The organism is Agrobacterium leguminum, from assembly GCF_005144435.2.
In the GTDB taxonomy this organism is placed as follows: Bacteria; Pseudomonadota; Alphaproteobacteria; order Rhizobiales; family Rhizobiaceae; genus Agrobacterium; species Agrobacterium leguminum.
The window spans coordinates 1,060,640-1,084,934 of sequence record NZ_CP120212.1; the positions used below are offsets into that span (position 1 = coordinate 1,060,640).

Sequence of the window (24,295 nt, forward strand, 5' to 3'; positions counted from 1 at the left end):
TACTTGCTTGCAGGAAATAAGATGCTCAATTTGCAGACAAAGTCCATCTTCCATTTCCCCGCCGTGCCCATCGGAGCCGATGGACACGGCCGCTCAGGGCGTCCGGTCAGGCCGCCTTCAGAGACCCCCGATGCACACCTGTTCCCTGACCGAGTTCGAACTGGCCGAGCAGCCTGTTCAGCGCATCGACCTCCGTTGCCAGCGTGTGGCTAGCGGCGGTCATCTCCTCGACCATCGCGGCATTTTTCTGCGTGTCCTGATCCATCTGGTTGACGGCGACGTTGATCTGCTGGAGGCCGGATGACTGTTCCTGCGCGGATTCCACGATCGCGACAACGTGCTGGTTGATCTCCTGCACTTCGGCAACGATGACATCGAGCGCCTTGCCGGTATCGCCGACAAGATGCACGCCCTCTTCGACCTGCTGGTTCGACTTGGTGATCAGCGACTTGATTTCTTTCGCCGCGGCGGCGGAGCGTTGGGCAAGCTCGCGCACTTCCTGCGCCACCACGGCAAAACCCTTGCCCGCCTCACCGGCACGCGCCGCTTCCACCCCGGCATTCAGCGCCAGCAAATTCGTCTGGAAGGCGATCTCATCGATCACGCCGATGATGCTGGAAATTTCGTTCGACGATTTCTCGATCCGCTCCATCGCCATCACGGCCTGACGCACGACTTCACCAGACCGTTCCGCGCCGATGCGCGTGCGGGAAACCAGCCGGCCCGCCTCATGCGCACGGTTCGCGGCGTCTTTTACCGTTGTCGTAATCTCTTCAAGGGCGGCCGCGGTTTCTTCAACGGCCGCCGCCTGCTGCTCCGTTCGCCGCGCCAGATCATCGGACGCCGACTTGATTTCATTGGCGCCGGCGTCGATGCCGGAGGCGTTTTCCGATACCCGCAGAAGCGCGTCCTGCAATTTCCCGGCCGAGCCGTTGAAATCGCCACGCACCGCGTCGAGCTGCTCGACAAAGGGATTGTCGATACGGCAGGACAGGTCGCCGTCAGCGAGCTTCGCCAACGCATAAGCCAGGCTGTCGACGGCAAAACGGATGCTGCCCGCCTCATCGACGGCCCTGCGTTCCCGGGCAGCACGCTCTTCTTCGCCAAGCGTGCGGTTGGTCTCGGCCTCCTGTTCCAGCGAGGCCTTCTGCCGATTGTTTTCGCGCAGAACATCGAGAGAGCGGGCAAGATCGCCGATTTCGTCCCTTGTCCTGATATCCTTCAGTGTCAGATGAAGATTTCCCTGTGCAATCTGGGCGGTCTCATCGATGATATTGGCGATGCGCCCGATGAACCGCCGCGCGATGAACCATCCCGCCAGGGCCAGCAGCGCGGTGGCCGTCACGATGGTCAAAGCGGCGTCGCGCATCATGGCATGCAGCTGTGCAAACACCGTTTCTTCCGGCACCGAGATGATTGCGTACCATTTCATGTCCTGGGTAAGCATGACGGGCAAGGCGATGGCGAAGGACGCCGTTCCATCCTGCGCGGTGATCTCGCGCTCCGCACCGGGATTTGCAATCAGCTGATCCCAGCCAGCGGTCTGCGCGCCGCCGTCCGCGAGGCTTTTTCCCATGATCGCCGCATCCGGATGACTGATGATCTTGCCGCTGCCGCTGACGAGACTGACGAAACCCGTTCCCATGGGCCTCACCGTCGAAAGCGCCTTGCTTGTTTCATCGAGCGACAGGTCGAGGCCGGCAACCCCCTGAGGTTTGCCATCGACCATAACCGGCTTAGCAATCGAGGTAATCAGGACTTCCTTGCCGTCGATTGCATAGGAATAGGGCTCGACGACGACCGTTTTCTTCAGGGTGAAGGGCAATTGATAATAATCGCCCGGACCCGCGGTGGCATAGTCCGTCAAAGCGGTATTGCTTATTTTGCCCCCGCTGCGCACCCAATAGGGTATGTACCGGCCGGTCGCGTCATGCCCTTCCCTGTTGGCGAAATCCGCGTCCTTGCCGTCAAACGCATTTGGCTCCCATCCGGTCCAGAGACCGAGCACATCGGGGTTGTTTGCCAGCATGTGGTGAATGATCTGATCGGCCTTACCCCGGTCGGCATCGCCTGACTGTTTCATCGATTCCAGAACCGAGGCGAGGCTGTTGACGATATGGATCGTGCCGCCGATATTCTTTTCGGTCGCCAGGGCTTCGCTATGGGCGATCTGCCGCATACGCTCGAGATTGTTGGCCCTGGTATCCTCAATGGACCGATAAAGCAGCATGGCCGAGGCCGCGATCGTCGCAAAGACGCCGCATGCGACGACCGCAAAAATATTCCGACCCGTTGTCGATTTAAAAAGCATGTCCCATCCCCCAAAACTATGCTGCGACGGTGGCGAGAGTTACGGGTGCGTGCGCAACTGTTGGCGACCGGGCTGGAGAGTGAGCTTAAGAAGTTATGTTTAAAATTTACTTTCAATTCTATTTTTCAAGCGCCATATCAAAACATCAATACTTTATAAAGTTGCAATATTGAAGTATATACAAACTATTGCGCGATATCCTCATCCCTGCACAGATACTTTCTGTCTGCGCAGGGGCTCTGCTTGATGCGGGCGCGTGATTGCGCGCTGCCGAAGCCGGAGACTATTGCGGTAACCGCAAAGCGCTCCAGAAGCCACGCAACTGCGCGGTCAATTCTGCATAGAGACCATAGCGCCGCCCATAATGCGAGACTTGCGCAGCATCCGGCCGGTAAGCATTTGCAACCCGTGTCATCGCCGCAACCGCCTCTTCATAATCAGGATAAAGCCCAATCGCCACGGCCGCGCCAATGGCCGCGCCGAGCGCGCCCGTCTCGCGGGCTTCCGCGACACGCAGGGGAATCTCCAGAACATCCGCCATGATCTGCGGCCAATGCTGGCTGCGGGAACCACCGCCGGACATCACGGCGCTTTCCACCGGCAGTCCCGCTTCGCGCAGGACGCCGATATGGCGGCGATGTTCGAAACACACGCCTTCGAACAAGGCCCGCAACATGTGACCTTCGCCGTGCCATCCCGCGAGGCCATAAAAGCCGCCGCGAAATTCCGCACCCAACCGCGAGCCGAAAATAAACGGATGGAAGAACGGATCGTCGGCGCGGGGTGTGACGGAGCCGACCAATTCGTTGCAGCGCTCGAAGGCGTGGTCGCCATGGTCGCCGCGAACACGGTGCACGTACCATTCGAGGTTGGCGGCGGAGGTGGCGCTGGATTCGATATTGACATAGCGGTCACGGCCGAAGGTAGTGACCATGAAGACATCGGGACTGATGACCGGCTTGTCCGCGAAAACCTGGTTGATGCTCCAGGTGCCGGCGATGATGGAAGCTTCCCCGGCATTGATGACCCCCGACCCCATGGCGCTGGAGACCACATCGAAGAAACCGCCGATGACGGGCGTGCCTTCGGACAGCCCCGTCATAGCCGCAGCCTCGCCCCTCACCTGGCCGACGATGTCAGCCGATTCCACGCGACGGGGGAAGAACGCGAACGCGTCCTCAAGATCGTAAAGCGACAGAAGCTCGCGGTCGAGCCGCGCTTCCGGCAAGGCAAGCAGCCCCGCGCCGCTGAGATCGGAAATATCATTGGCAAGGCACCCCGTCAGGCGGAAATTGACGAAATCCTTGCAGAACAGGACCGTACCGGTCCGGGCATAGAGATCGGGGGCATGTCGCTTCACCCAAGCCAGTAGGCTGGGTGTCTGCGCGGGCCATGGCCGTTGCAGGCAACGGGCCTGCAATTGCGCTCCGCTTTTCCGGTCAAGCTCGGCCGCCACGTCGGCAGCGCGACTGTCGAGCGACTGAATGCCGATCAGGGGCTGCCGGTCCTTGTCCAGAAGATAGAGGCCATTGCCGTGGCCGGCGCAGCCCACGGCCAGGATGCTGCGGGGGTCGACGGACGATTTCACCAGAAGCTGGCGGATCGCCTCGCAGCCGTTCCGCCACAATTCCTCGAGATCGCGCTCGACATAGCCGGGCTGGGGGAATGTCGACTGTCCGTCGATGGCATGTTGCGCAACCTGCCGGCCTTCCGTGTCGAACAGCACGGCCTTGATGACCGTGTTGCCAACATCGAGACCCAATATGTAATTTTTGTCAGCCACGATTATAGATATCCCATGCTTCCTCGCCACCCGCACCCTGATGGATGATGGCCATCAACGCCGCAACGACGGCCTTGGGATTGTCGTGCTGGTAAATATTGCGCCCGTAAACCATCCCGTTCGCACCTTCGGCCACCAGAGCCGCCGATTTCGTAAGCACGTTACGCAAGTCCTCACGCCCCCCGCCCCGCACCAGCACCGGGCACCGCGCGGCTTCGATCACCTTGTGAAAATCATGCGGATCGCTGGTCGGATCGGCCTTGATGATATCGGCTCCCATTTCCGAGGCAAGGCGTACCAGTGTGACGATCTTTTCGGCGTCGCCATCCACCTGATAACCGCCGCGCACATCATTCGGCAGCATCACCAGCGGCTCGATCATCAGCGGCATGCCGAAACGATGGCAATCTGCCCGCACGCGGCTGATGTTTTCGACGCATTGACGAAACAGCTCCGGCTCATCCGGCAGCATGAACAGGTTCACGACGACGCAGGCGGCGTCCATTTCCAGCGCACCGATGATCGGGTCCTGATGGTTCTGGAGCTGCGACCACATGGTTCTGTGGTGCGTGGAATTGTAAGGGTTGCCCATGTCGATACGCATGACGAGGGCCGGCTTGTCGCGCTCCGGCCTCTGCTGCAGCAGATCCGCCTGCCCATAGGCCATCTGTATGGCATCGGGACCGGCCTCGACCAGCCTGTTCACGGTCTGCGCCATATCCTCCAGCCCGACAAGGAAGCTCGGCTCGTTGCAAACCCCGTGATCGATGGCCACATCCAGGCAACCGCCATTGCGGAACAGCCGGTTCATGCGCGCCTTTTTCGAAATCCGCATCATCATGCATTCTCCTTGCATCTGTGTTGAAGCATTGCCGGCGTGACCCCATAAAAAGTCTCCAGCTCATGGATAAGCCGCTGGCGTTCCGCCGCCGCCTGGGTGGCCGGCCAGCCAAGCTCGCGGGCCGCAACGGCGAGGATCGCGTCGATCAGATCAACATCGATGACGCCGGTAATGGCGAGCGTCGTGCGCCGCAGGGCGAGATCGGTCAGGTGTCGGACATGTTCGAAGTGGATCAGCCAGACCACCTCCGCGGCCGTGATCGGCGATTTTTCTGAAAGCCGCACATCATCCGCACGATCCCGGCAAAAGCCCATCAGATCGAAGGCACGGGAGCCGTAAGCCAGGGCCAGATGCTCCGCCCGGTCTCCGGCAATCGAAAACTCCTCCGCCAGCAAGGCGGGCAGGGTGCTGGCACCGGTGGGAAAATGCCTGCCGCCGCCGATCGGGCGGTCCATGGTGCCGGTCAGCCGCCGGCGTCCAAGAAAGGCCAGAACCTCGTCGGTCACCTGTTCGCCAAAAGCCCTGAAAGTGGTCCACTTGCCGCCGATCATGCATAGCTGCGGCGGATCGCCCGCAACGCGATGGATGAAATGGCTGCGGGAAATTCTTCCGGTAAAGGCGGCATCGCTGCGCGGCAGCGGGCGTATGCCGCTGAAACTGAAAACGATGTCGGAATGGGTAATGGCAATCTGCGGAAAGACCTGCCGGATCGCGTCCAGAATATAATCCCGTTCCTCGGGCTCACATCGCACCCGCTCGGGGCGATCCACCTTGATATCGGTTGAACCCGCGAGAACCCGGCCGAGATAGGGAAAGAGGATACAGACGCGATTATCGTCATTCTCGAAGAAGATCATATGGCCGTTCAGGGCCTTCAAAAGCGCCTCGTTGGCAATGATCAGATGCGATCCCTTGGTTCCGGAGACGGTCGGTTTTGCTGTCTCCGCCGGGGGTGCAGCCAGCGCGCCAATCGTCTCGTCGATCCATGCGCCGGTCGCATTGACGACGATCCTTGGGCGGATAGGCAGGGCTTCATCCAGACCCTCCGGCCGAAGACGATACGCGTCGCCGAGACGGACAAGCTCCGCATAGTTGAGCGCAATGCTTTGCGGCGCATCGGCACGGGTGTCGATCAGAAGCTCCAGAGCCAGCCGCTCGGGCTGGCTGATCCACGCATCGTAATAGGTGGCTGAATATCTGATCTCCGGCGTCAAATCCGGCCAACGCTGCAAAGTCCCGGACGCACCGCGAAACGCGTGACGGGGCAGGATACGGTTTTTGCGGGTGACGAAATCATAGAGCATCAGACCCGCCTTGATGGCGAGAGCGCCCCGGCTTGCGGGTTTTCCGCCGGAACCGGCAAAGGTTGCTGCGGCATTGAACAGGCCGCTGAAAGTCGAAAAAATCGGGATCGTGGTCGGCAGCGGATGAACCATATGCGGCGCGAGCCTGAGAAGCGCATCCCGCTCCCGCAAAGATTCTGCCACGAGGCCGAATTCACCGTTTTCGAGATAACGCAGGCCACCATGGATCATGCGTGAGGGCGCGGCGCTGCAACCGGAGGAGAAATCGTTGCGCTCCACCAGCAGCACCCGCAGCCCCTGCAAGGCGAGATCGCGATAGGCGGCAATTCCGTTGATGCCGCCGCCGATAACGACGGCATCGAAATCACCATCGTGCCGGATGCGGCGCAGAGCGTCCTCGCGAAAACTGGGCATAGAAATACCGTTCGCTGGCGGATGACCAGCGTCCCAATGTTGTTGACCGTTTAAAGCGACGTGAGAGACGGGACGAAAATGATGCGCTGTTCGCCTGAAGTCCCGTCTCAGCCTACATAATCAGGTATCGAGCCCCACAAGATGCTCCGCGACACCGGCGGTGATGAGCGCCAGCTCACTCTCCGTGAGGCGAAGACGTGCGGCCGCGGCGTTTTCGACCGCCTGAGCCGGATCGCGCGCGCCGCACAGCGAGAATGTTATGCCCGGTTGGGCAATCGTCCAGGCAATCACCACCTGTGCGACCGAAGCTCCATGGGCAGCCGCCACCGGTTCCAGCACGCCCATCAACCGCGCGATTTTCTGACGGTTCGCCTGGCTGAAGCGCGGGTTGCCGTGGCGCTGGTCGTCTTCTGCAAAGACCCGTTCAGGCCCGACCTTGCCCGAGAGGAGACCGAGCGCCAGCGACGAATAGCTGAGAACCGAGACATCATTCTTTCGGCAAAGCGGTAGCAGCGTCGTCTCGATATCGCGCTTCACCATGGAATATTCTTCCTGAATGGCATCCAGCGCGCCGGTGGCGATATAGGCTTCGAGATCGCCGGGCGAGACGTTGCTTGCCCCGATGGAGCGGATCTTCCCCTCCTCCTTCAGCCGCACCAAAGCCCCGACCGTTTCGGCAATCGGCGTCGTGGCGTCCTGCCAATGGGTCACGTAATGATCGATATAGTCGGTTCCGAGCCGTTTCAGGCTCTCTTCGACCTCATGCCGGATGGAAGCGGCACCGAGATAACGGTGAACAGGCTTGCCATCCTGATGGAAGAAATAGGCACCCTCATTCACATGCCAGACCAGCCCGCATTTGCTGACCAGCACCACCTTCTCGCGCCTGCCGGCAATTGCCTTGCCAACGATGGTTTCCGCAAGCCCCATGCCATAGGCCGGTGCCGTATCGATCAGGGAAATACCCGCATCGATGGAGGCCTGTATGGCGGCGATGGATTGCCGCTCGTCGGTGCCGCCCCACATCCAGCCGCCGATGGCCCAGGTGCCAAGCCCCACGGCGGATGCGTCGATGCCGCTTCTGCCGATCGTCCGGGTCAATATTGCATTGTCCGTCACGCGGTTTCCCCTCCTTCATGATCCAGTAAATAGCCGGCTATCGCCTCGTCCACGACGAGCGAGGTCAGATAGCGGCCGGCAAGCGTGGCCGCCACCGGTCCGGCCTTGATGGCGCCTGCCGCCACACCGATGATATTCGGGCACCGGGCAAGCTGCCCGGGGTCCAGCGCCACCACGCGCGAGTTGAGATCGATGCGCGCCAGCTGCCCGTCCGCCATGGTGAGATGGGCGAGAAACTCGCCGGCAATGCCCGCATCCACCAGCGCCTGCCCGCCACGGGCCGCATCCGGCAGAAGATCGTAATAGCCGGAGCCCGGAGCCTCCACGGAGCCGATGCCGACCAGCGCCACCTGCGCCTGCCGGGCCAGATCGAAGACCTCGCGGATCGATGCGACATTCATCAGCAGATCGCGCTGTTCCTCATCCTCAGCAAACAACGGTGCATGAACGAGCGATGCGCTGCCGCCGAGCTTCTCCGCCAGTTGCGTGGCGAGATGATTGACATCCGTATAGTGCTTGCCCTGCACGCCACCGGTCAGCGGCACCACCCGCACATCGAAACGACGCTCCGCCTCCAGATTGTCGACAACGGCACTCACCGCCTTGCCGCCGGTAATCGCGATCACATCGCCGTCACGAATGGTCTCCAGCAAGTGGTTGGCGGCCACCCGACCCACCATCTGCAAGGCGGTTTCCGGATTATCGGAGACCGTCGGCGTCACCACCGACTGCCTGAGGCCGAAACGGCGGGTGATCTCGTTTTCGAGGTCCACCAGCCTCTGATAGGGACTGGCGATGGTGATCTTCACCATGCCCGCCTTGCGGCCGGCCGCAATCATGCGGTTCACCTTGGTATGGGAAAGATTGAGCCGCTCGGCGATTTCCGACTGCTTCACACCCTCGATGAAATGCAGCACCAGGACGGAATACATCTGTCTCTGTTGATCGAAATCGTCCTTGATATCCAGCATGGTCGTCTTTCTCCAGTTACCCTCGGGCGAGCGAAGGGCGCTCAACGGCGGCGCCTGACCAGATAGTGGTCGAACAGGACCGCAGTCAGCAATATGCTGCCCCTGATGATGTCCTGCCAGTAGACAGACACATTGAGCAAGGCAAGCGAACTGGAAACCACCGAAAGAAGGATCGCCCCAAGGATCGCGCCGAGAATGGTGCCCGAGCCGCCCGAAAGGCTCGCGCCACCGATGACCGCCGCCGCGATCACGTTAAGTTCCATGCCGACGCCGAAGCTGGGCTGGGCAGAACCGAAGCGGGCCATGTAGATAACGCCTGCAACACCGCACAACATCGAACAAAGCGTGGTGGTGGCAAACACCACCCGGCCGACGCGGATACCGGAATAGGCCGCGGCCTTCGGATTGCTGCCGGTATAGAACACTTTGCGGAAGGCGGTCGTGCGTCGCAGCAGCAGATCGAAAACGACAACCACCGCCGCGAAGATAATCAGCACCAGCGGAATGCCGCCAAGCGCCCCCTGACCGATGAACTTGAATTCCGGCGGCAGGGAATAGAGCCCAAGCGGCCGCCCGCCCGTCGCCAGCAGGCACACACCGCGCGCTATCACCATGACGCCCAGCGACACGATGAAATGATGCAGGCCGATCACCGTCGTCAGGAATCCCATGGCCATGCCGATCAAGGTCGTAAGGCAGATCGCCAGCCCCGCCGCCACCCATGGGTCGACGCCATTGAGGAACAGCCAGCCAGCCGCCACCATCGCAAGTGCGGTGACGGAGCCGACCGAAAGGTCGATACCGCCAGAGATCAGCAGGATCGTCATGCCCACCACGACGATGCTTTCGATGGCGAAGACCATGGCCATGGCCCGCAGATTGTCCACGGTCAGGAAATACGGGGATATGAAAGACATCACCGCAAAAAGCGCGAGGATGATGACGATCAGCCCGGTTTCCCGCGCCTTGAGCGCCGGCTCCCACCAGGCGGTGCGGCGAACCGCCGTCTCAGCTATGCCCGAAGGTGTTTCCGATGTTGCCATTTTCCCGCTCCCTCAGGCCCTTTCCGGGCTATGCACAATATTGATCGATGCGAGCTGCATGATCTTTTCCTCCGTCATATCGTCGCCCTCGACCTCACCCGTGATCCGCCCCTCGCGCACGACCAGCACGCGGTCGCTGACGCCGATAAGTTCCGGCAGTTCCGAAGAGATGACGACCACACCGACCCCCTCGCGCGCCAGTTCCCTGATCTGGCGATGGATTTCCGCCTTCGCCCCCACATCCACCCCGCGTGTCGGCTCATCCAGAAAGATGACCTCCGGCTCCACCGACAGCATCTTTGCCAGCGCCACCTTCTGCTGGTTGCCGCCGCTCAGGGTCGATACCGCATCGCCGATGCTGTTCGCCCGCAATTTCAGCCGGCGTCCCAGCTCATCGGCGCGCTTCATTTCCTTGCGCCGTTCGATGAAGCCCATGCCGTTCGATACCCTGCCGATATCGAGCGCAGAGACATTCGAGGCGATGGACATATTGAGGAAAAGCCCATCCCCCTTGCGATCCTCGGACAGATAGACCAGCCCCTCACGGATGCTGTCGCGATAATCCTTGAGCCTCAGCGGCCGGCCGCGCAGCGTAACCTCGCCTCTCGGCTTCCCCTCCAGCCGGCAGACCGCCCGGGCAATCTCGCTTCGGCCCGCCCCGATCAGCCCGGCAAGCCCCAGGATTTCGCCGCGGCGCAGATCGAAATCGACATCGAAAACCCGCTTTCCTTCATTCAGGCCCCGAACCGAGAGAATGACGTCATCCGATTTTTCATCCTCCGAAAGCTTTGGCGGGTAGAGCTTGTCGAGAACCCGTCCCACCATGCTGTTGACGACCTCCTCCGGGGAAATATCGGCAATATTCTCCGTCCTGATATGGCAGCCGTCGCGCATGACCGTGATGCGGTCGCAATGTTCGAAAATCTCGGCCATACGATGCGAGATATAAACGATGGCAATGCCTCGTTCCGCCAGCCGATGCATGATCCTGAAAAGCGTCTGGGCTTCGGTCTCGGTCAAAGCCGCCGTCGGCTCGTCGAGGATCAGGATTCGGCAATCGAGTGTCAGCGCCTTGGCGATTTCGACGATTTGCTGTTGCGAAATCGACAGGTCTCCGGCCCGGCGGGTAGGATCGATATCACCGATTTCCCGCAGCACAATTGCCGCCCGCTTTTCGAGATCGCGATAGTTCATGAACCAGGAGCGGCTTTGGCCCGTCTGCGACATAAACATGTTCTCGGCGACCGAAATCTCCGGGCAGAGCGCGATTTCCTGATGCACGAAACCGATGCCGAGCCGGTTCGCCGCATTGGGCGAGGATATCTTGACCGGTTTGCCATCCAGCACGATTTCTCCGCCATCCGGCTGCAGAATACCGTCGATGATATGCATCAGCGTCGACTTGCCGGCGCCGTTTTCACCCGCCAGCGCATGGATTTCGCCGCGCCGCAGCTCTAGTGCCGCATTGCGCAGCGCCCGCACAGGGCCAAACGCCTTGTGAATATTCGTCATGCTGAGGATGACCTCACCCATAACGCCCTCCCGAACCTGCTTCCCCTTGTGGCCGGCGAGGCGCAAACCTCGCCGGGTCCAGAGCGACGCGTCAGCGCCCCTTCATATAGTCGTTGAGATCGAAGGAAGCGGCGTTCGCCTTGGTGATGACAGCGAAACCATTGTCCATCGAAGGAACCTGCATCGGGTTGAAGCCGGAAACCTTGTAGTCGTTGAACGGATCGATCAGATCCGAATGGGCGCCCAGAAACGTGTTCATGAAACCCATGAAGCCCTGCACACCCTGATTGGGATTGATGGACATGTAGATATTGCCCTGCTTGATATGTTCCAGCGTGGCCGGGGTGATATCCGCATGCAGGATCAGGACCTTCTTCTTCGCCTCAAGAACGGCAGCCGTCGCGCCTTCGGCCGAACCGGCTTCGGGAATCCACAGGGCACCCAGATTGGGATTGGCCTGCAACAATGCGCCGACGGCCTGATAGGCGAGGTTCGAATCCTGATTGGTCGCCTGGCGGCCGACCAGCTTCATCTGCGGATAGGTGCGCCCCATATAGTCGATGAGGGCCGTGACGCGCAGATCGTGATTGCTTTGTCCCGGATTTTCCAGAACGGCATATTCACCTTTTTCGCCGAGCTTCTTGACGATTTCGTCAGCCGCAAATTTCGCCTCGGCGACATTGTCCGAGGTAATATAGGCGGTGCGCTTCGACTTCGGAGAATCCGCCGCAAAAGTCGTCACTGAAACGCCGGAGCCAATCGCCTTGTTGATCGGTTCGATGAAGGGATCGGCCTGCATCGGGTGCAGCAGGATGCCCTTCGGCTTCTTCACCAGTTCCTGCTCGAAAGATGCGATCTGCTTGGTGATGTCATATTCCGGGGTGCCGGTGAAAACGGCCTCGCAGCCGAGCGCCTTTGCAGCCTGCTTGAACCCCTCGAAGACCGGGACCCAATAGGGGTGGCTGGAAACCATCACGTTCATCACATAGGTTTCACCCGGCTCGCAGGCAAATTTGCCCGCAGCAGCGGTGGCCTGCGAACCGGCACCAGCGGCAATCGCCACGGCTAAAACACCCGCGGCAGCGGTCGATTTCAGAAAAGCCAACATATTCCCCTCCCAAGGACAATGACTTAGTCCGCAATAAATTTTATTCGATGTAATTTATTGCATGCGAATTGGGATAGCCGGAAACCGAGCGGCCGTCAATGCTGTTTGAATTTTATTTTATAATGTGAAATTTATTTCAATTCATGTGGTAGGATGGAGAATACGGCTTCTCGTCGGGGAGCTTCAAGGCAAACCGGGGCCGTAAGGCACGGAAGCGATGGCCGGCGCCTAATCGGCGCCGAGCAAATAGAGGATAAATTTATAGAGGACATAGGCGCCGACAACGGCGGGAAGAAAGTATATGAAGGGATGGATTATCGCCATATCGAACACGCCCTTTCCAGATCGACTACGTCGTTGCCAACTGAATGAAGCGAATGGCATCACCGACAGTGGAAAAACTGTCTGCGGCAGCATCGGGAATTTCGATGCCAAATTCCTCTTCGATCTCCATGACGATCTGAACGACCTCAAGCGAATCGGCATTCAGATCTTCGGAAAAATCGGCTGTATCGACTATTTTATCATCAGCTATTCCGAGCTGCTCGCCGATGATTTTTGTCACCCGGTTTCTTATCTCGGATACTGCGGTATCTGTCGGGACCGAAAAACTCACCATCTCGATTCCGACTTCCTGTTTTCCGTGCCGATGCCATCCGACATCCATCGATAGAAGGCGAAAATGCCTATCGCGAAGACAAAAAGGGATATGAGGCTACCCAGGTTCGACATTGATCTCTCATTTCTCCCCCCGATAAAATCTAAGCTTCGGAATGAGTGACCTGCAATGAAGATTTTGTAATTTATTGTTGCCCGTAACCGGCCTTTAGGCCGCTCTCTGTCTCGGAACTTTTCCGGCTTTCATGAATTGTATCCGGCTCGCAGGCGCACTCCGGTGACATAGACAATGAAATGGATTGCCGGTCCGGCACCACGTAGCGCAGACCGCTTTGGTCTGAACCAAATAGGTCTACGATATCTGACCTAGCCCTGCCGAACGGGCAATGGACAGTAACCTCCAGATTGCACGCACCGAGCCCTAGGCCTTAAAACAGTTCTCCCGATGCCATTGCAAGAAATGTGGATGAGGCCTCTCGAATGACCGAGCTGGCACGATTGCCCGGCCAGACTTGTTAATCAGATGAAAAATGCTTTCCGGATCATTGGCCTGGCGGGAAACGATAATTTCGAGGCTATCGGACAGGCCGATCAGCCCGCGGTCGAACATCCAGTGAGCCGTGCCTGAAAGGGCGATACCGTTGCTTATGATGTCGGGACCATTTGCCTCGACAGGACGTATGTGCGCAGCGTCAACTTCTGCCCGCCCGCCGCCATTGATAAGCTTCAGGCCTGTAATTGCGCATCTCTTGTCATAAGCCTGCAAAACCAGCCGGCGAAACAGGCGGTTTCGAACAAGGCGCGAAGAGAGCATCGTGACACGCTCCCGCTCTTCCTCCAAGACGAAGGGCGTCTGAGGCTTGTCTTCGAACGCCAGTGGGCCTCCCGTTTCCTCCGGCTCACCAAGCCGCGGCAATTCCACTTCAAGCTCCGCCAATCCAATAGAGACGATGCGATTAAAATCTGCCGATGATATCGAGCGCACGGCCGCCTGCGCACGGCCGGAAATCCGGCCCTCATCATTCAGCAACCCGCGCTCGACAATTCCATCCCGCCCACCGAACGCAACAGGATTGACAAAGTCGAGGTAGCTTCCTGGCTCGATCAAAGCCAGATACATCCCGGAAGCCTTGGGGTCGGCAATGACTTCGGCTACTTTGGCGACAGCAAAATAACCACGCGTCGCTACAACCTTGCGCGGCTCGTAATAAATGATCCAATCGCCGACGCAGGCTTGCACACGTCCGAGATATTGGCTCGGAAACTGATATTGCTCCGCCGGACTGTCGTCGTAGATTGAATCTGACCGATGAATGAAAACCCCGAATCCCATGTGCGAATATTAGCATCAACGCGACGGGTAAGTGCAACCTGGTTTTGTATTATCAATCAAAATCAGCTGTTATCTCCAGATCGCATCACTCGTTTCTGAGCGTATCCGGGATAGAGTTTGGCAATAGATCGAGGCCCGACGGCGTTTGCCAAAAGCAGCGAAAATTTTCTTCACATCTCTCACGAGAGTCATTCAGCAAGCATCTTGCAATTTCGCGTGCCGCCTATAGCGGCACCATTCTCCGTGCCGGAACCAACACATCCTCGCGGCGTACCTCACTCTTGACATCCTCGCGCAAACCTTGTTTATACGCATAAGCAGCTAATACGAATTAGCAGTCGGCAGGAAACGAGGTTTCGATGGTTAGGCGCTTGACGCAACGGGACATTGCGATCTTCGCGGGGGTCAGCCAGGCGACGGTTTCGCTCGTGCTCAACGAGGCGAAATCCGCTGAAGGCCGTATCCCGCCTGAAACGCGGGAGCGTGTGCTGAAGGCCATTCGGGATACGGGTTATGTGGCGGACCCCATCGCGCGCAGCATGGTCAAGGGCGCCAACCGGATTCTGGGTGTTTTTACCTATCAGCCGGCTTTCCCGATTGCGCAGGCGGATTTCTACACGCCCTTTCTGATGGGGATAGAGGAGGAAGCGGAGAGATTGGGCTACGACCTTCTGCTGATGACGGCTGCGGCGCGCGACGATAACGGGCGCAAGCGTATCTTCGGGGAAACGGGTCGGCTTCGACTTGCAGACGGGTGCCTCATTCTGGGCAGTCAGTTCGACCGCGATGAACTGGCCCAACTGGTTGCCGGTGACTATCCCTATGTTGCAGTCGGTCGTCGTGACGACGCCGGCGGGCCGGTGCGTTATGTTGGCGCGGATTACGTGACAGCCACGCATGCTCTTGTCCGAGAGGCGCTTGTCGCCGGCCATCGCCGTTTCGCCTTTATCGGCGCGACGGGCCCGGCGGAATCCATCAGCGACCGCTGGCGTGGTTTTCTCGCCGCAATCGAGGGCACGGCGGAACTGGTCTATTCCCACGAAAGCGAAAATGGCGACCCGGCCGAGCAACTGGCCGCCGTTCGCGCCAGCGGAGCGAGCGTCGTTTTTTTTGCCGAAGTGGCCGAAGCGGTTGTCTTCGACAATCAGGCCCGCGCCCAGGGGGTGAGCGTCCCCGGCGATCTTTCCATCGTGGTGCTGGGCAGCGGCACACGCACGTATACGCTCCGGTCGCAACGCGTCTTCACCTCCTATGCCATCCCCCGCGAAGAGATGGGCAGGCAGGCGACCTCCATGCTGGTCGAAACACTCACCAGCCCCCCCGGCCCCGTACGGCAGATACTGCTGGGCTGCGACATCGTGGCGGGCGAAACGCTCGGCTCCCCAAATCAAGGCCCAACTTAAGGAAAGAGAACCTGACGTGAGAGAATACAATGCAGATATTCTTGTGGTTGGCGGCGGGCTTGGCGGCGTGGCCGCGGCGCTTGGGGCCCTGCGCAACGGCCGCAGCGTTATCCTGACAGAAGCGTTCGACTGGATTGGCGGCCAGCTGACCAGCCAGGCCGTGCCGCCCGACGAGCACAGCTGGGTCGAGCAGTTCGGGATCACAGCCAGCTATCGCGCCTTGCGCACGGGCGTACGGCAATATTACCGCGACCACTATCCGCTGACGGACGCCGCCCGGGCGGATCTGACACTCAACCCCGGTGACGGCAATGTATCTCGCCTCTGCCACGAACCACGCGTTTCGCTGGCGGTGATGGAGGCAATGCTTGCCCCTTACGCCGCCGGCGGCAAGCTGACCATCCTCAAGCCCTATGAGCCGATCGCAGCGGAGGTCGACGGCGACACCGTGCGGGCCGTGACGCTGCGCCATTGCAATACGGGCGCTCTCATTTCCTGCTCGGCCCGCTACATTATCGACGCCACCGAATTGGGCGATCTGTTACCGCTGACCGCAACCGATTATGTCACGGGTTTCGAGGCCCAATCCGAAACCGGCGAGCCGAGCGCACCGGCGGAGGCGCAACCCCACAATCAGCAGGCCGTCTCGATCTGCTTCGCCGTCGATCAGGTTGACGGCAATCATGTCATCGACAAACCCGCCCGGTACGACCACTGGCGTCAGGTTGCCCCCGAATTCTGGGGTGGCCCGCTGTTGAGCTGGGACTCGCCCAATCCGCGCACACTGGAGCGCAGCCGCCGGTTCTTCGATCCCAACCCGGTCGACAACGCAACACGCGACGTTGCCGATCAGCGTCACAGCGCCGGCGATATGAGCCTGTGGATATTCCGCCGTATTGCCGCCCGCCATACATTTCGGCCCGGCGCCTATGCCAGCGATATCTGCCTCGTGAACTGGCCGATGATCGATTACTTCGAGGCGCCGATCATCGACGTTACCCCCGAACAATATGCCGAGCGGCTGGCCGACGCGGCAAGCCTGTCCTATTCCATGTTCTACTGGATGCAGACCGAAGCACCTCGCCCGGATGGTGGCCAGGGCTTTCCGGGCCTGCGCCTGCGCGGCGACATTACCGGCACGGAGCATGGCCTGGCAATGGCGCCTTATATACGCGAAAGCCGTCGCATTCGTGCCATGACCACGGTGGTGGAACAGGATCTGTCGCTTGCGGTGCGCGGCGATCGCGGCGCGGTGCATTATCCGGACAGCATCGGCGTCGGCATGTACCGCATCGACCTGCACCCCTCGACGGGCGGCGATAATTATATCGATGTCGGCGCCTGCCCTTTCGAAATTCCGTTGGGTGCCCTTATTCCCCGCCATAAAACGAACCTGCTGGCCGCAGCCAAGAATATCGGCACCACGCATATCACCAATGGCTGCTACAGGTTGCATCCGGTCGAATGGAACATCGGCGAAGTGGCCGGCATGCTGGCCGCCTATTGCCTCGACAAGGGCGAGACCCCGCATGGCGTGCATGCCGATGAAAAGCGGCTGGCGGAGTTCCATACCCATATTGAACGCCAAGGGGTGGAGCGTCATTGGCCTGATATTCGCGGCTACTAGCTAATACGTATAATCTGGGAGGATTATTATGCGCAGGAGTATAGTGAAAATTGCAGTGGCCGGTTTTCTGGTCACATCCGGGCTGGTTTCGCCGGCTCTGTCGCAGGAATTGCGGATGGCCATCTGGAGCGCCAACGAAGCTCATCTGGCCCTGTTCAACGAGATCGCCGATGAGTTCGAGGCGAGCCACCCCGGCGTCAAGATCACCTACGATTCGCTTGCCTACGAAGGCTATGCCACCACTCTGACCACCCAGATCGCCGGCGGCAACCCGCCCGATCTGGCCTGGCTGTTCGACACGACCGCGCCCGACTTCATGGCGGCCGGGGCGCTTTATCCCCTCACCGAAACCTTTGCCAATACCGAAGGTTACGACATGGGCGACTTCCCCCCGGCAACGCTCACCGCCTGGTCGTATGAAGGGGTACAATATCTCTATCCGTTCTCGACATCGCCCTTCGGCGTCTTCGTCAACAACGACATGATCCGGGCGGCAGGCGCAAAGACGCCCGCCGAGATGATCGCTGCCGGCGAATGGAACTGGGACAATGCCATTGCGACGGCCGCAAAAGTCGCGACGACCGGCAAACAGGGATTGATCATTCGTGATTTTGAATACAAGGCGTGGGAGAATCTTGCCGAAGTCTATACCGGCTGGAATGCCTATCCCTGGTCGAAGGATACCAAGTCCTGCGCTTTTGCCAGCCCGGAGATGGTTGACGCCATGCGCTTCATCCACGATGCGATCTTCGTGAAGAAAGCCATGCCGGGACCTGGCGTTTCGGCCGATTTCTTTGCCGGGGATGCGGCGATGACGACCACCCAGATCAGCCGCGCATCGCTGCTGCCGAAAGGCGACAAGGCCTTCGACTGGGATCTCGTGCCGTTGCCCACAGGGCCTGCCGGCGACTATGCCGTTACAGGTCGGGCAGGCATTGGCGTCATGGCCAGCGGCAAAAATCCCAAGCTCGCGGCGGAATTCCTGGCGTTTTTCTCCTCCAAGCCGAATGTAGCCAAGCTCGCGCGCTTTTTCCCGCCGGCACGGCAGAGCCTGCTTACCGCCGATGTGCTCGCGGCCGCCAACCCATTGCTGTCGCGCGAGCAGATAGAGGCCGTGGTCATTCGCGGCGTCGCCACCGGTCAATCGACGCAGCAGGTTCTCAATTTTGCCCGGCTGCAACAGACCGTTCGCGCTGGCCTCGACGGTCTCTGGCGACCCGATGCCGATGTCGCGGCTGTCCTGCAAGCGCTTTGCAGCCGTCTTGACCCGTTGCTGGCGGCCAATTGACGTTTGGTGGTCATCCGATTTTCCGTGCATGCGAAAGGCAGAAGGACGAAAAGCCATGACGCTTGCCCTCCAGACGGCGCAGAAAGAGGCCCGGCGCGGCTTCTGGACCATGGCGCGCCGGGACGCCGCCACCGGTTATCTGTTCATAGCGCCGCAACTCATCGGTATCGTTGTCTTTGTGCTCGTGCCGCTGGTGCTGGTCTTCTGGTATTCGCTGCATGAGTGGAACGTGCTGGCGGGATCGTTCCGATTCACCGGTGCCGCCAACTACCAGAAGCTGCTCAGCGACCCGGCCATAGGCGAAGTGCTGGCCGTAACCGCCGTGTTCTCGGCCGGACTTGCCCTGCTCAATATGAGCCTGGCGCTGGGGCTTGCGTTGCTCCTGAATCAGAAGCTGGCCTTCATGACCGTGTTCCGCACACTATTCTTTTCGCCTGTCGTGGTGTCGCTGGTCGCCTGGACAATCGTCTGGAGCTTCTTGTTGCAGAATAATGGCGGCATCAACGGCCTCCTGCAAATGATCGGCGTCGAGGGTCCCAACTGGCTGCGCCATCCAACGACGGCGATGATCTCGGTCATCGTCGTGCAGGCGCTCAAGAATCTCGGCCTCAACATGATCCTGTTTCTTGCAGCACTGCAGGGCGTGCCGCGGGAACTGTTCGAAGCCGCGCGCGTCGACGGTGTGCCGCGCTTCAAGCAGTTCTATCGCATCACCCTGCCGATGATCAGCCCGACGATCCTGCTCGCTTCCATCGTCACCATCGTCGGCGCGTTGCAGGTCTTTGCGCAGATCATGATCCTCACTCAGGGCGGACCGGGTTTTTCCACGACGGTTCTCGTTTATTACCTCTATCAGCAGGCCTTCCAGTTCTACCTCTTCGGTTACGGTTCGACACTCTCCATCATTCTGCTGGTCATTGTCGGCGCTCTCACCTTCATCCAATGGCACTTGCGCAGAAAGTTCGTATTCTATGAAAACTGAACTCAGCCCACGCGCGCAGGCGCTGATCTATTTCATACTCTGCGTGCTGCTTGTCCCCTTCGTCTTTCCGACCTGGTGGATGGTCACGTCGTCGGTCAAACCCGTCAGCCAGATATTTGCCTTTCCGCCGGATATCTGGCCGCGCGCCTTCGATTTTTCCTCCTATTCCGACGTTTTCAGAATACAGCCCTTCGCGCTGCAATACTGGAACTCCGCCTATATCGCCGCAATCGTCACCATCGGCACCATGGCAGTGGCCTCGATGGCCGGATATGCCTTCGCGCGCATCAGGTTCCCCTTCGCCAACGCCATCTTCATGGTGGTGCTGGTGGGATTGCTGATCCCGTCCGAAGTGACGCTGGTTCCGCTGTTCCGGATGTTTCTCAAATGGGGCATGGTCAACACGCACTGGCCGCTGATCCTGGTGCCGATCTTCGGTGCGCCGGCGGTCTTCGCCACCTTCATCATGCGCCAGTTCTTCATCTCCCTACCCGTGGAACTGGAGGAGGCCGCCCGGGTCGATGGCCTCGGCCGGTTGAAGATATTCTGGACCATCGCCCTGCCGCTTGCCCGTCCGGCGCTGGCCGCCGTTGCGATCTTCACATTTCTCGGCAGCTGGAACCTCTATCTCGAACCCATCGTCTTTCTTTCCAGCCCCGACAGGTTCACTCTGCCGCAGGCACTGACACAATTTACCGACGCCTATGGCGGACCGATGTGGAACATCCAGCTTGCCGCCGCAACAATGACCGCCATCCCCGTACTCATCGTCTTCATCGTTGCGCAGAAACAATTCGTCGAAGGCCTCGCCCATACCGGGCTTAAAGGCTAATCGAAAGGCTGACCCATGGCACCCGTTACCCTTAGATCCGTCAAGAAAAGCTATGGCGCACTCGCCACCATCCACGGTGTCGATATCGATATTGCCGATGGCGAATTCGTTGTCCTCGTCGGCCCTTCGGGCTGCGGCAAATCCACCCTGCTGCGGATGATTGCAGGCCTTGAAACCGTGACCAGCGGCGATATCTCGATCAGCAGCCGTGTCGTCAACGAGATCGAACCGAAAGACCGCGACATCGCCATGGTCTTCCAGAACTACGCGCTTTATCCGCATATGAGCGTGGCCAGGAACATGGCATTTTCGCTGGAGCATCGCGGCGGCAGCAAGGCCGAGATCGCCGAGCGGGTGAGCTGGGCAGCGGATATATTGGGGCTGACGCCGTTGCTCGAACGCTTCCCCCGCCAGCTTTCCGGTGGGCAACGGCAGCGTGTCGCCATGGGCCGCGCAATCGTCCGCAATCCTCAGGTTTTTCTGTTCGACGAACCGCTCAGCAATCTCGATGCCAAGCTGCGTGTGGTGATGCGCGGTGAAATCAAGGCATTGCACCAGCGTCTGGGGGTCACGACCGTTTATGTCACGCATGATCAGGTGGAAGCCATGACCATGGCCGACAAGATCGTGGTGATGAATGCCGGACGGGTCGAGCAATGCGGAGCGCCGCTCGAGCTTTATGACCGGCCCGCCAATCCCTTCGTCGCCGGCTTCATCGGTTCCCCAGCGATGAATTTCATCAAGGGACGACTTACCGCCGATGGCTTCGAGGCTGACGGCGTCGTCCTGCCCCTCCCGCCCGGCCTTGCCACAGGCGAAGCGATCTACGGCATCCGCCCGGAACATTTCGAACTGGTCAACCATGGCCTCACAGCAACCGTTTTATTGGTGGAGCCGATGGGGTCGGAAACGCAGGTCACGATGATGATCGGCGATCACCAGGTCATCGGTGTCTTCCGCGAGCGCGTCCAAGCGCAGCCGGGCGCAACCATCCAGGTTCAGCCGGATCTGGCATCGATCCACCTGTTCGATGCCAGAACCAGTCAACGGCTCAACTAGCGGACTGCACGCCGTGACATCGCCTGAATGCAATGATCGCGGAATCGCAGCGCAAGACAGGATTCAATGATTAAAAATCACTGCTTGTGGGAGGCGTTTGGCGCTGAACCTGGGATAGACAGTATGAAATCGACGTGTCAGGTGTTGAAAAACCGTAATCGGAGGGAGACACAAATTCGCACGAACGCAACGCGCCGTAGTATCGGTCTGGTCCCTTCCCTCTTTCTCGCCGCCGGGCTGATATTCCAGACAACGATGGCAGCCAGCCCGACCCAGGCGGCGGAGAGTGTGACCGTTCCACCTTACGAACCTGCCGTCGGGACCGAGCATCATTATCGGGTTCAAAAGACGACCGAGACCGATATGTCGCTTTGGTTCGACAAGCCGGAAGCATCATCCGTTGTCATGCGGGGCGATTTCCGTCAATCGGCAACGGTTCTGTCGCGGAACGACGAGGGGATGCGGATGAAATGGAGACTTTCCGCGGACATTCCCCCGGATGCGACGGGTGCTGCGGATTCCTATGCGATGAACGCCATGTTCCGCAATTCGCTCGCCGCTTATGGTGTCGAGGAGCTGGAATTCGACGCGGATCCGAGCGGTGCTCCGGCGGCGCTTGTCGGCGCCGATCAGATCATTGCCAATATGGAAATGCTCCTGTCCACGTCCTCGTCGGATAACACGGCCTCGCGCATGCTCCAGACCGTTAAAGGTAATCCTCTTGTCGTTATCAACGTGCTTGCGCCGGAAAGCATGATCCTTGCGCTCGGGCAGTCCTCCGAAGCTTTCACGACAGATATCGGGCAGGAATGGACGGTTGCGGGAAGCGAAGAACTGAAGGGGGTGCTCGTTCCGACAAGCACCGTCTGGAAACTCGAAGCCGCCGACAAGGCCCGGCAAACAGCCACATTCAGCGCGACGGTCACCTACGATCCGGCTGCCCTGCTGCAATCCCAGCAATCTTCGATCGATGGCATGATCGCAAGCTTCGCAGACCGGGCGAAACAACTGACCGATGCGCAACTGGCGCAGGCCAGAAGCGCCGGCAAGTCGCGGACTGTGACCTATGTGAATTCAACACGCGACGGCTCGACAATCGAAGTGCTGGAAAACACGGTCGCAAGTGTTGGCGGCATGAAGGTCACCGTGGGTGTGCATATCTGGCGAGAGGATCAGCCACCGGTCCTGCCTGCACCGCATGCCTGGACCGCCGAGACCCTGTCTGGCCAACGCGTTGAGCCGCTACCCAAAAACAATACGCAGGCTTCGATCGACCTGGACCAGTACCGCCCGAAGGCCGACGCCGATACTGCTTCCTCTCCCAACCAGAATGAGGGTGGCAAAACCCCTGCCGACAGCGGCGGGGACATTGCACCGATTTCGCTCAAGGTGGCAAAGGTAAAAACCTCGGTCGATCCCGTTGCCGGACCTGCGGTGGAAATTGCCTTGACACCGGAAAGCGCCAAGGCCTTCGAGGATTTCACACGCGCGGCTCTCGGGCAGAAGACCCAGTTGCTGGTTGATGGAGACGTCATCTTCGAACCGGTCGTGAGAGAGCCGATTATGGGCGGCAGCGTCACCATCAGTGGCCTTGATTCAGCGCAAGCTCTGGCCGTCGAACGGAAATTGTCGTCTTCCGAGGCCACGATCATTGTGCGGTTGGCGCCATAATCCTGCAAAAGGGAAATGGCGGTCGCTGCTGGTCGCCAAAGGACGCGAGCAAGGCAATAACCGGGAGCGATCCGTATCTCCTCAAGACTCTCGTAGTGTTAGATACGAACCAAGGTCTCCTGCGGCGCTCATCATTTGACGGATGCGCTCAATCAACTCATCAAGAACAGCAATTCTCTGCGCACCGATTGGCCGTATCGCGTAGTAGGACACTTCTATCTTCGGTTCGAATGGTATCGCCACCACTTCGGCACCGGCAGAGCGCAGACTGGTATGATCCACGATGCCAACGCCCATACCCGCCGATGCAAAGTGGCAGCAGTTCAGCATTGACGTTTCCATCGTGCTTATCGGCTGGTGATCTTCGATTGAGAAGGCGCGGTCGAGTGCCAGCCTGAGCGGAGAATTGCGGCCGGGAATGAGCACTCGTTCATCGAGAAGGTCATTTGGCGTGACGACCCGGCGGGACGCCAGTCGATGATCTGCCGTCATTGCGGCAACGGCATAGGAACTGTGCAGAGGCGTGGCGTTCTTGTCCGCCATTCTGGGAGAACCGAAAACCAGCCCGAGATCGTAGCGGTTCTGGTCGACCATATCCCATATATGCCGGCTGTTTTCGACGTCGATCACCAGCGGAATATCCAGCCGGTCGCCAATGGTTTCGACAATCGCCCGATGCAGGTAGGGGCGAACCAGCGACGTTACGCTGCCAATGCGCAGAACGGTGTTCTTGTGCGCACGTATGTCATCGGCGGCCTGAGCAATCTGGTCGAGGCCGAGATAAAGCCGCTCGACCTCCCGATAAAACTGTGTGGCTTCGGCGGTTGGCACCAATCTGGCGCCCACGCGTTCGAACAGCCGCATTTGAACGATCTCTTCGAGATCGCGGATAAGGCGACTGACGGCCGGCTGGGTGACGTTCATGGCTTCGGCCGCGGCAGTAATGCCACCGGTCATCATCACGGCTCGAAACGCTTCGACCTGCCTTGGTTTCAGTCTCACCTGGTTTCCTTCCATAACATTGCGGCATGGCTTAAGTACAAAATGCAATTTTTCTTTTGCCAGGTAAAACGTTA

The 24,295-nt window shown here is 59.4% G+C and carries 19 protein-coding genes; 7 read left to right on the forward strand and 12 right to left on the reverse strand.

Annotated features, from left to right (window positions below; genetic code table 11):
* Window positions 1–106: 106 nt before the first annotated feature.
* The 11 genes from CFBP4996_RS19440 to CFBP4996_RS19490 form a co-directional block, all read right to left on the reverse strand.
* Window positions 107–2,311: a methyl-accepting chemotaxis protein gene (locus tag CFBP4996_RS19440; RefSeq protein ID WP_080854146.1), complete on the reverse strand. Its 2,205-nt coding sequence runs from the start codon at window positions 2,309–2,311 to the stop codon at window positions 107–109.
* Between the two features lie 283 nt (window positions 2,312–2,594).
* Complete coding sequence (locus CFBP4996_RS19445) at window positions 2,595–4,094, reverse strand: FGGY-family carbohydrate kinase (RefSeq protein ID WP_162936061.1); 1,500 nt, start codon at window positions 4,092–4,094, stop codon at window positions 2,595–2,597.
* Window positions 4,087–4,929: a class I fructose-bisphosphate aldolase gene (locus CFBP4996_RS19450; protein WP_080854853.1), complete on the reverse strand. Its 843-nt coding sequence runs from the start codon at window positions 4,927–4,929 to the stop codon at window positions 4,087–4,089. The genes CFBP4996_RS19445 and CFBP4996_RS19450 overlap by 8 nt, the downstream gene beginning before the upstream one ends.
* Window positions 4,930–4,931: 2 nt before the next feature.
* Entirely contained in the window at window positions 4,932–6,653 is a 1,722-nt protein-coding gene (locus CFBP4996_RS19455; protein ID WP_080854145.1) for a glycerol-3-phosphate dehydrogenase/oxidase, read from the reverse strand.
* A 120-nt stretch (window positions 6,654–6,773) separates the two neighbouring features.
* A complete protein-coding gene (locus tag CFBP4996_RS19460) occupies window positions 6,774–7,772 on the reverse strand; it encodes an aldo/keto reductase (RefSeq protein WP_080854144.1) in 999 nt (332 codons plus the stop codon).
* Entirely contained in the window at window positions 7,769–8,743 is a 975-nt protein-coding gene (locus CFBP4996_RS19465; protein ID WP_059757988.1) for a sugar-binding transcriptional regulator, read from the reverse strand. The genes CFBP4996_RS19460 and CFBP4996_RS19465 overlap by 4 nt, the downstream gene beginning before the upstream one ends.
* Window positions 8,744–8,784: 41 nt before the next feature.
* On the reverse strand, window positions 8,785–9,786 hold the full coding sequence (locus tag CFBP4996_RS19470; RefSeq protein WP_080854143.1) for an ABC transporter permease: 1,002 nt from the start codon (window positions 9,784–9,786) through the stop codon (window positions 8,785–8,787).
* A 12-nt stretch (window positions 9,787–9,798) separates the two neighbouring features.
* Complete coding sequence (locus CFBP4996_RS19475; RefSeq protein WP_080854142.1) at window positions 9,799–11,319, reverse strand: sugar ABC transporter ATP-binding protein; 1,521 nt, start codon at window positions 11,317–11,319, stop codon at window positions 9,799–9,801.
* Between the two features lie 70 nt (window positions 11,320–11,389).
* Window positions 11,390–12,406 carry a substrate-binding domain-containing protein gene (locus CFBP4996_RS19480; protein ID WP_035264955.1) on the reverse strand — a complete coding sequence of 339 codons (1,017 nt, stop codon included), beginning with the start codon at window positions 12,404–12,406 and terminating at the stop codon, window positions 11,390–11,392.
* Window positions 12,407–12,755: 349 nt separating this feature from the next.
* Window positions 12,756–13,025 (reverse strand): acyl carrier protein, encoded by a 270-nt coding sequence (locus CFBP4996_RS19485; RefSeq protein ID WP_080854141.1) that lies wholly within the window; start codon window positions 13,023–13,025, stop codon window positions 12,756–12,758.
* Between the two features lie 420 nt (window positions 13,026–13,445).
* Window positions 13,446–14,357 carry an HNH endonuclease gene (locus CFBP4996_RS19490; RefSeq protein WP_080854140.1) on the reverse strand — a complete coding sequence of 304 codons (912 nt, stop codon included), beginning with the start codon at window positions 14,355–14,357 and terminating at the stop codon, window positions 13,446–13,448.
* A 359-nt stretch (window positions 14,358–14,716) separates the two neighbouring features.
* On the opposite strand from CFBP4996_RS19490, the gene CFBP4996_RS19495 reads away from it, so the two are divergent.
* The 7 genes from CFBP4996_RS19495 (at window position 14,717) to CFBP4996_RS19525 (ending at window position 23,219) form a co-directional block, all read left to right on the forward strand.
* Window positions 14,717–15,760: a LacI family DNA-binding transcriptional regulator gene (locus tag CFBP4996_RS19495; RefSeq protein ID WP_080854139.1), complete on the forward strand. Its 1,044-nt coding sequence runs from the start codon at window positions 14,717–14,719 to the stop codon at window positions 15,758–15,760.
* Window positions 15,761–15,776: 16 nt separating this feature from the next.
* Window positions 15,777–17,387, forward strand: a complete 1,611-nt coding sequence (locus CFBP4996_RS19500; RefSeq protein ID WP_080854138.1) for an FAD-dependent oxidoreductase — start codon at window positions 15,777–15,779, stop codon at window positions 17,385–17,387.
* Window positions 17,388–17,415: 28 nt separating this feature from the next.
* The gene (locus CFBP4996_RS19505) at window positions 17,416–18,675 is read left to right on the forward strand and encodes an ABC transporter substrate-binding protein (protein ID WP_035264965.1); all 1,260 of its coding nucleotides are present in this window, start codon (window positions 17,416–17,418) and stop codon (window positions 18,673–18,675) included.
* Window positions 18,676–18,730: 55 nt separating this feature from the next.
* A complete protein-coding gene (locus tag CFBP4996_RS19510) occupies window positions 18,731–19,657 on the forward strand; it encodes a carbohydrate ABC transporter permease (protein ID WP_080854137.1) in 927 nt (308 codons plus the stop codon).
* Window positions 19,647–20,489: a carbohydrate ABC transporter permease gene (locus CFBP4996_RS19515; protein ID WP_080854136.1), complete on the forward strand. Its 843-nt coding sequence runs from the start codon at window positions 19,647–19,649 to the stop codon at window positions 20,487–20,489. Before CFBP4996_RS19510 ends, CFBP4996_RS19515 begins: the two co-directional genes overlap by 11 nt.
* 15 nt (window positions 20,490–20,504) lie before the next feature.
* Entirely contained in the window at window positions 20,505–21,548 is a 1,044-nt protein-coding gene (locus CFBP4996_RS19520) for an ABC transporter ATP-binding protein (RefSeq protein ID WP_080854135.1), read from the forward strand.
* A 66-nt stretch (window positions 21,549–21,614) separates the two neighbouring features.
* The gene (locus tag CFBP4996_RS19525) at window positions 21,615–23,219 is read left to right on the forward strand and encodes a SecDF P1 head subdomain-containing protein (RefSeq protein WP_162936060.1); all 1,605 of its coding nucleotides are present in this window, start codon (window positions 21,615–21,617) and stop codon (window positions 23,217–23,219) included.
* Between the two features lie 81 nt (window positions 23,220–23,300).
* Here the strand turns inward: CFBP4996_RS19525 and CFBP4996_RS19530 are convergent, their stop codons facing one another.
* Window positions 23,301–24,221 (reverse strand): LysR family transcriptional regulator, encoded by a 921-nt coding sequence (locus CFBP4996_RS19530; protein WP_035265027.1) that lies wholly within the window; start codon window positions 24,219–24,221, stop codon window positions 23,301–23,303.
* Window positions 24,222–24,295 lie beyond the last annotated feature (74 nt).

Coding starts and splice junctions, on each gene's coding strand:
- CFBP4996_RS19480 (WP_035264955.1), bottom strand. CDS start 12,406: ATGTTGGCTTTTCTGAAATCGACCGCTGCCGCGGGTGTTTTAGCCGTG.
- CFBP4996_RS19515 (WP_080854136.1), top strand. CDS start 19,647: ATGAAAACTGAACTCAGCCCACGCGCGCAGGCGCTGATCTATTTCATA.
- CFBP4996_RS19475 (WP_080854142.1), bottom strand. CDS start 11,319: ATGGGTGAGGTCATCCTCAGCATGACGAATATTCACAAGGCGTTTGGC.
- CFBP4996_RS19465 (WP_059757988.1), bottom strand. CDS start 8,743: ATGCTGGATATCAAGGACGATTTCGATCAACAGAGACAGATGTATTCC.
- CFBP4996_RS19525 (WP_162936060.1), top strand. CDS start 21,615: ATGATTAAAAATCACTGCTTGTGGGAGGCGTTTGGCGCTGAACCTGGG.
- CFBP4996_RS19495 (WP_080854139.1), top strand. CDS start 14,717: ATGGTTAGGCGCTTGACGCAACGGGACATTGCGATCTTCGCGGGGGTC.
- CFBP4996_RS19485 (WP_080854141.1), bottom strand. CDS start 13,025: ATGGTGAGTTTTTCGGTCCCGACAGATACCGCAGTATCCGAGATAAGA.
- CFBP4996_RS19520 (WP_080854135.1), top strand. CDS start 20,505: ATGGCACCCGTTACCCTTAGATCCGTCAAGAAAAGCTATGGCGCACTC.
- CFBP4996_RS19440 (WP_080854146.1), bottom strand. CDS start 2,311: ATGCTTTTTAAATCGACAACGGGTCGGAATATTTTTGCGGTCGTCGCA.
- CFBP4996_RS19505 (WP_035264965.1), top strand. CDS start 17,416: ATGCGCAGGAGTATAGTGAAAATTGCAGTGGCCGGTTTTCTGGTCACA.
- CFBP4996_RS19455 (WP_080854145.1), bottom strand. CDS start 6,653: ATGCCCAGTTTTCGCGAGGACGCTCTGCGCCGCATCCGGCACGATGGT.
- CFBP4996_RS19490 (WP_080854140.1), bottom strand. CDS start 14,357: ATGGGATTCGGGGTTTTCATTCATCGGTCAGATTCAATCTACGACGAC.
- CFBP4996_RS19470 (WP_080854143.1), bottom strand. CDS start 9,786: ATGGCAACATCGGAAACACCTTCGGGCATAGCTGAGACGGCGGTTCGC.
- CFBP4996_RS19510 (WP_080854137.1), top strand. CDS start 18,731: ATGACGCTTGCCCTCCAGACGGCGCAGAAAGAGGCCCGGCGCGGCTTC.
- CFBP4996_RS19450 (WP_080854853.1), bottom strand. CDS start 4,929: ATGCGGATTTCGAAAAAGGCGCGCATGAACCGGCTGTTCCGCAATGGC.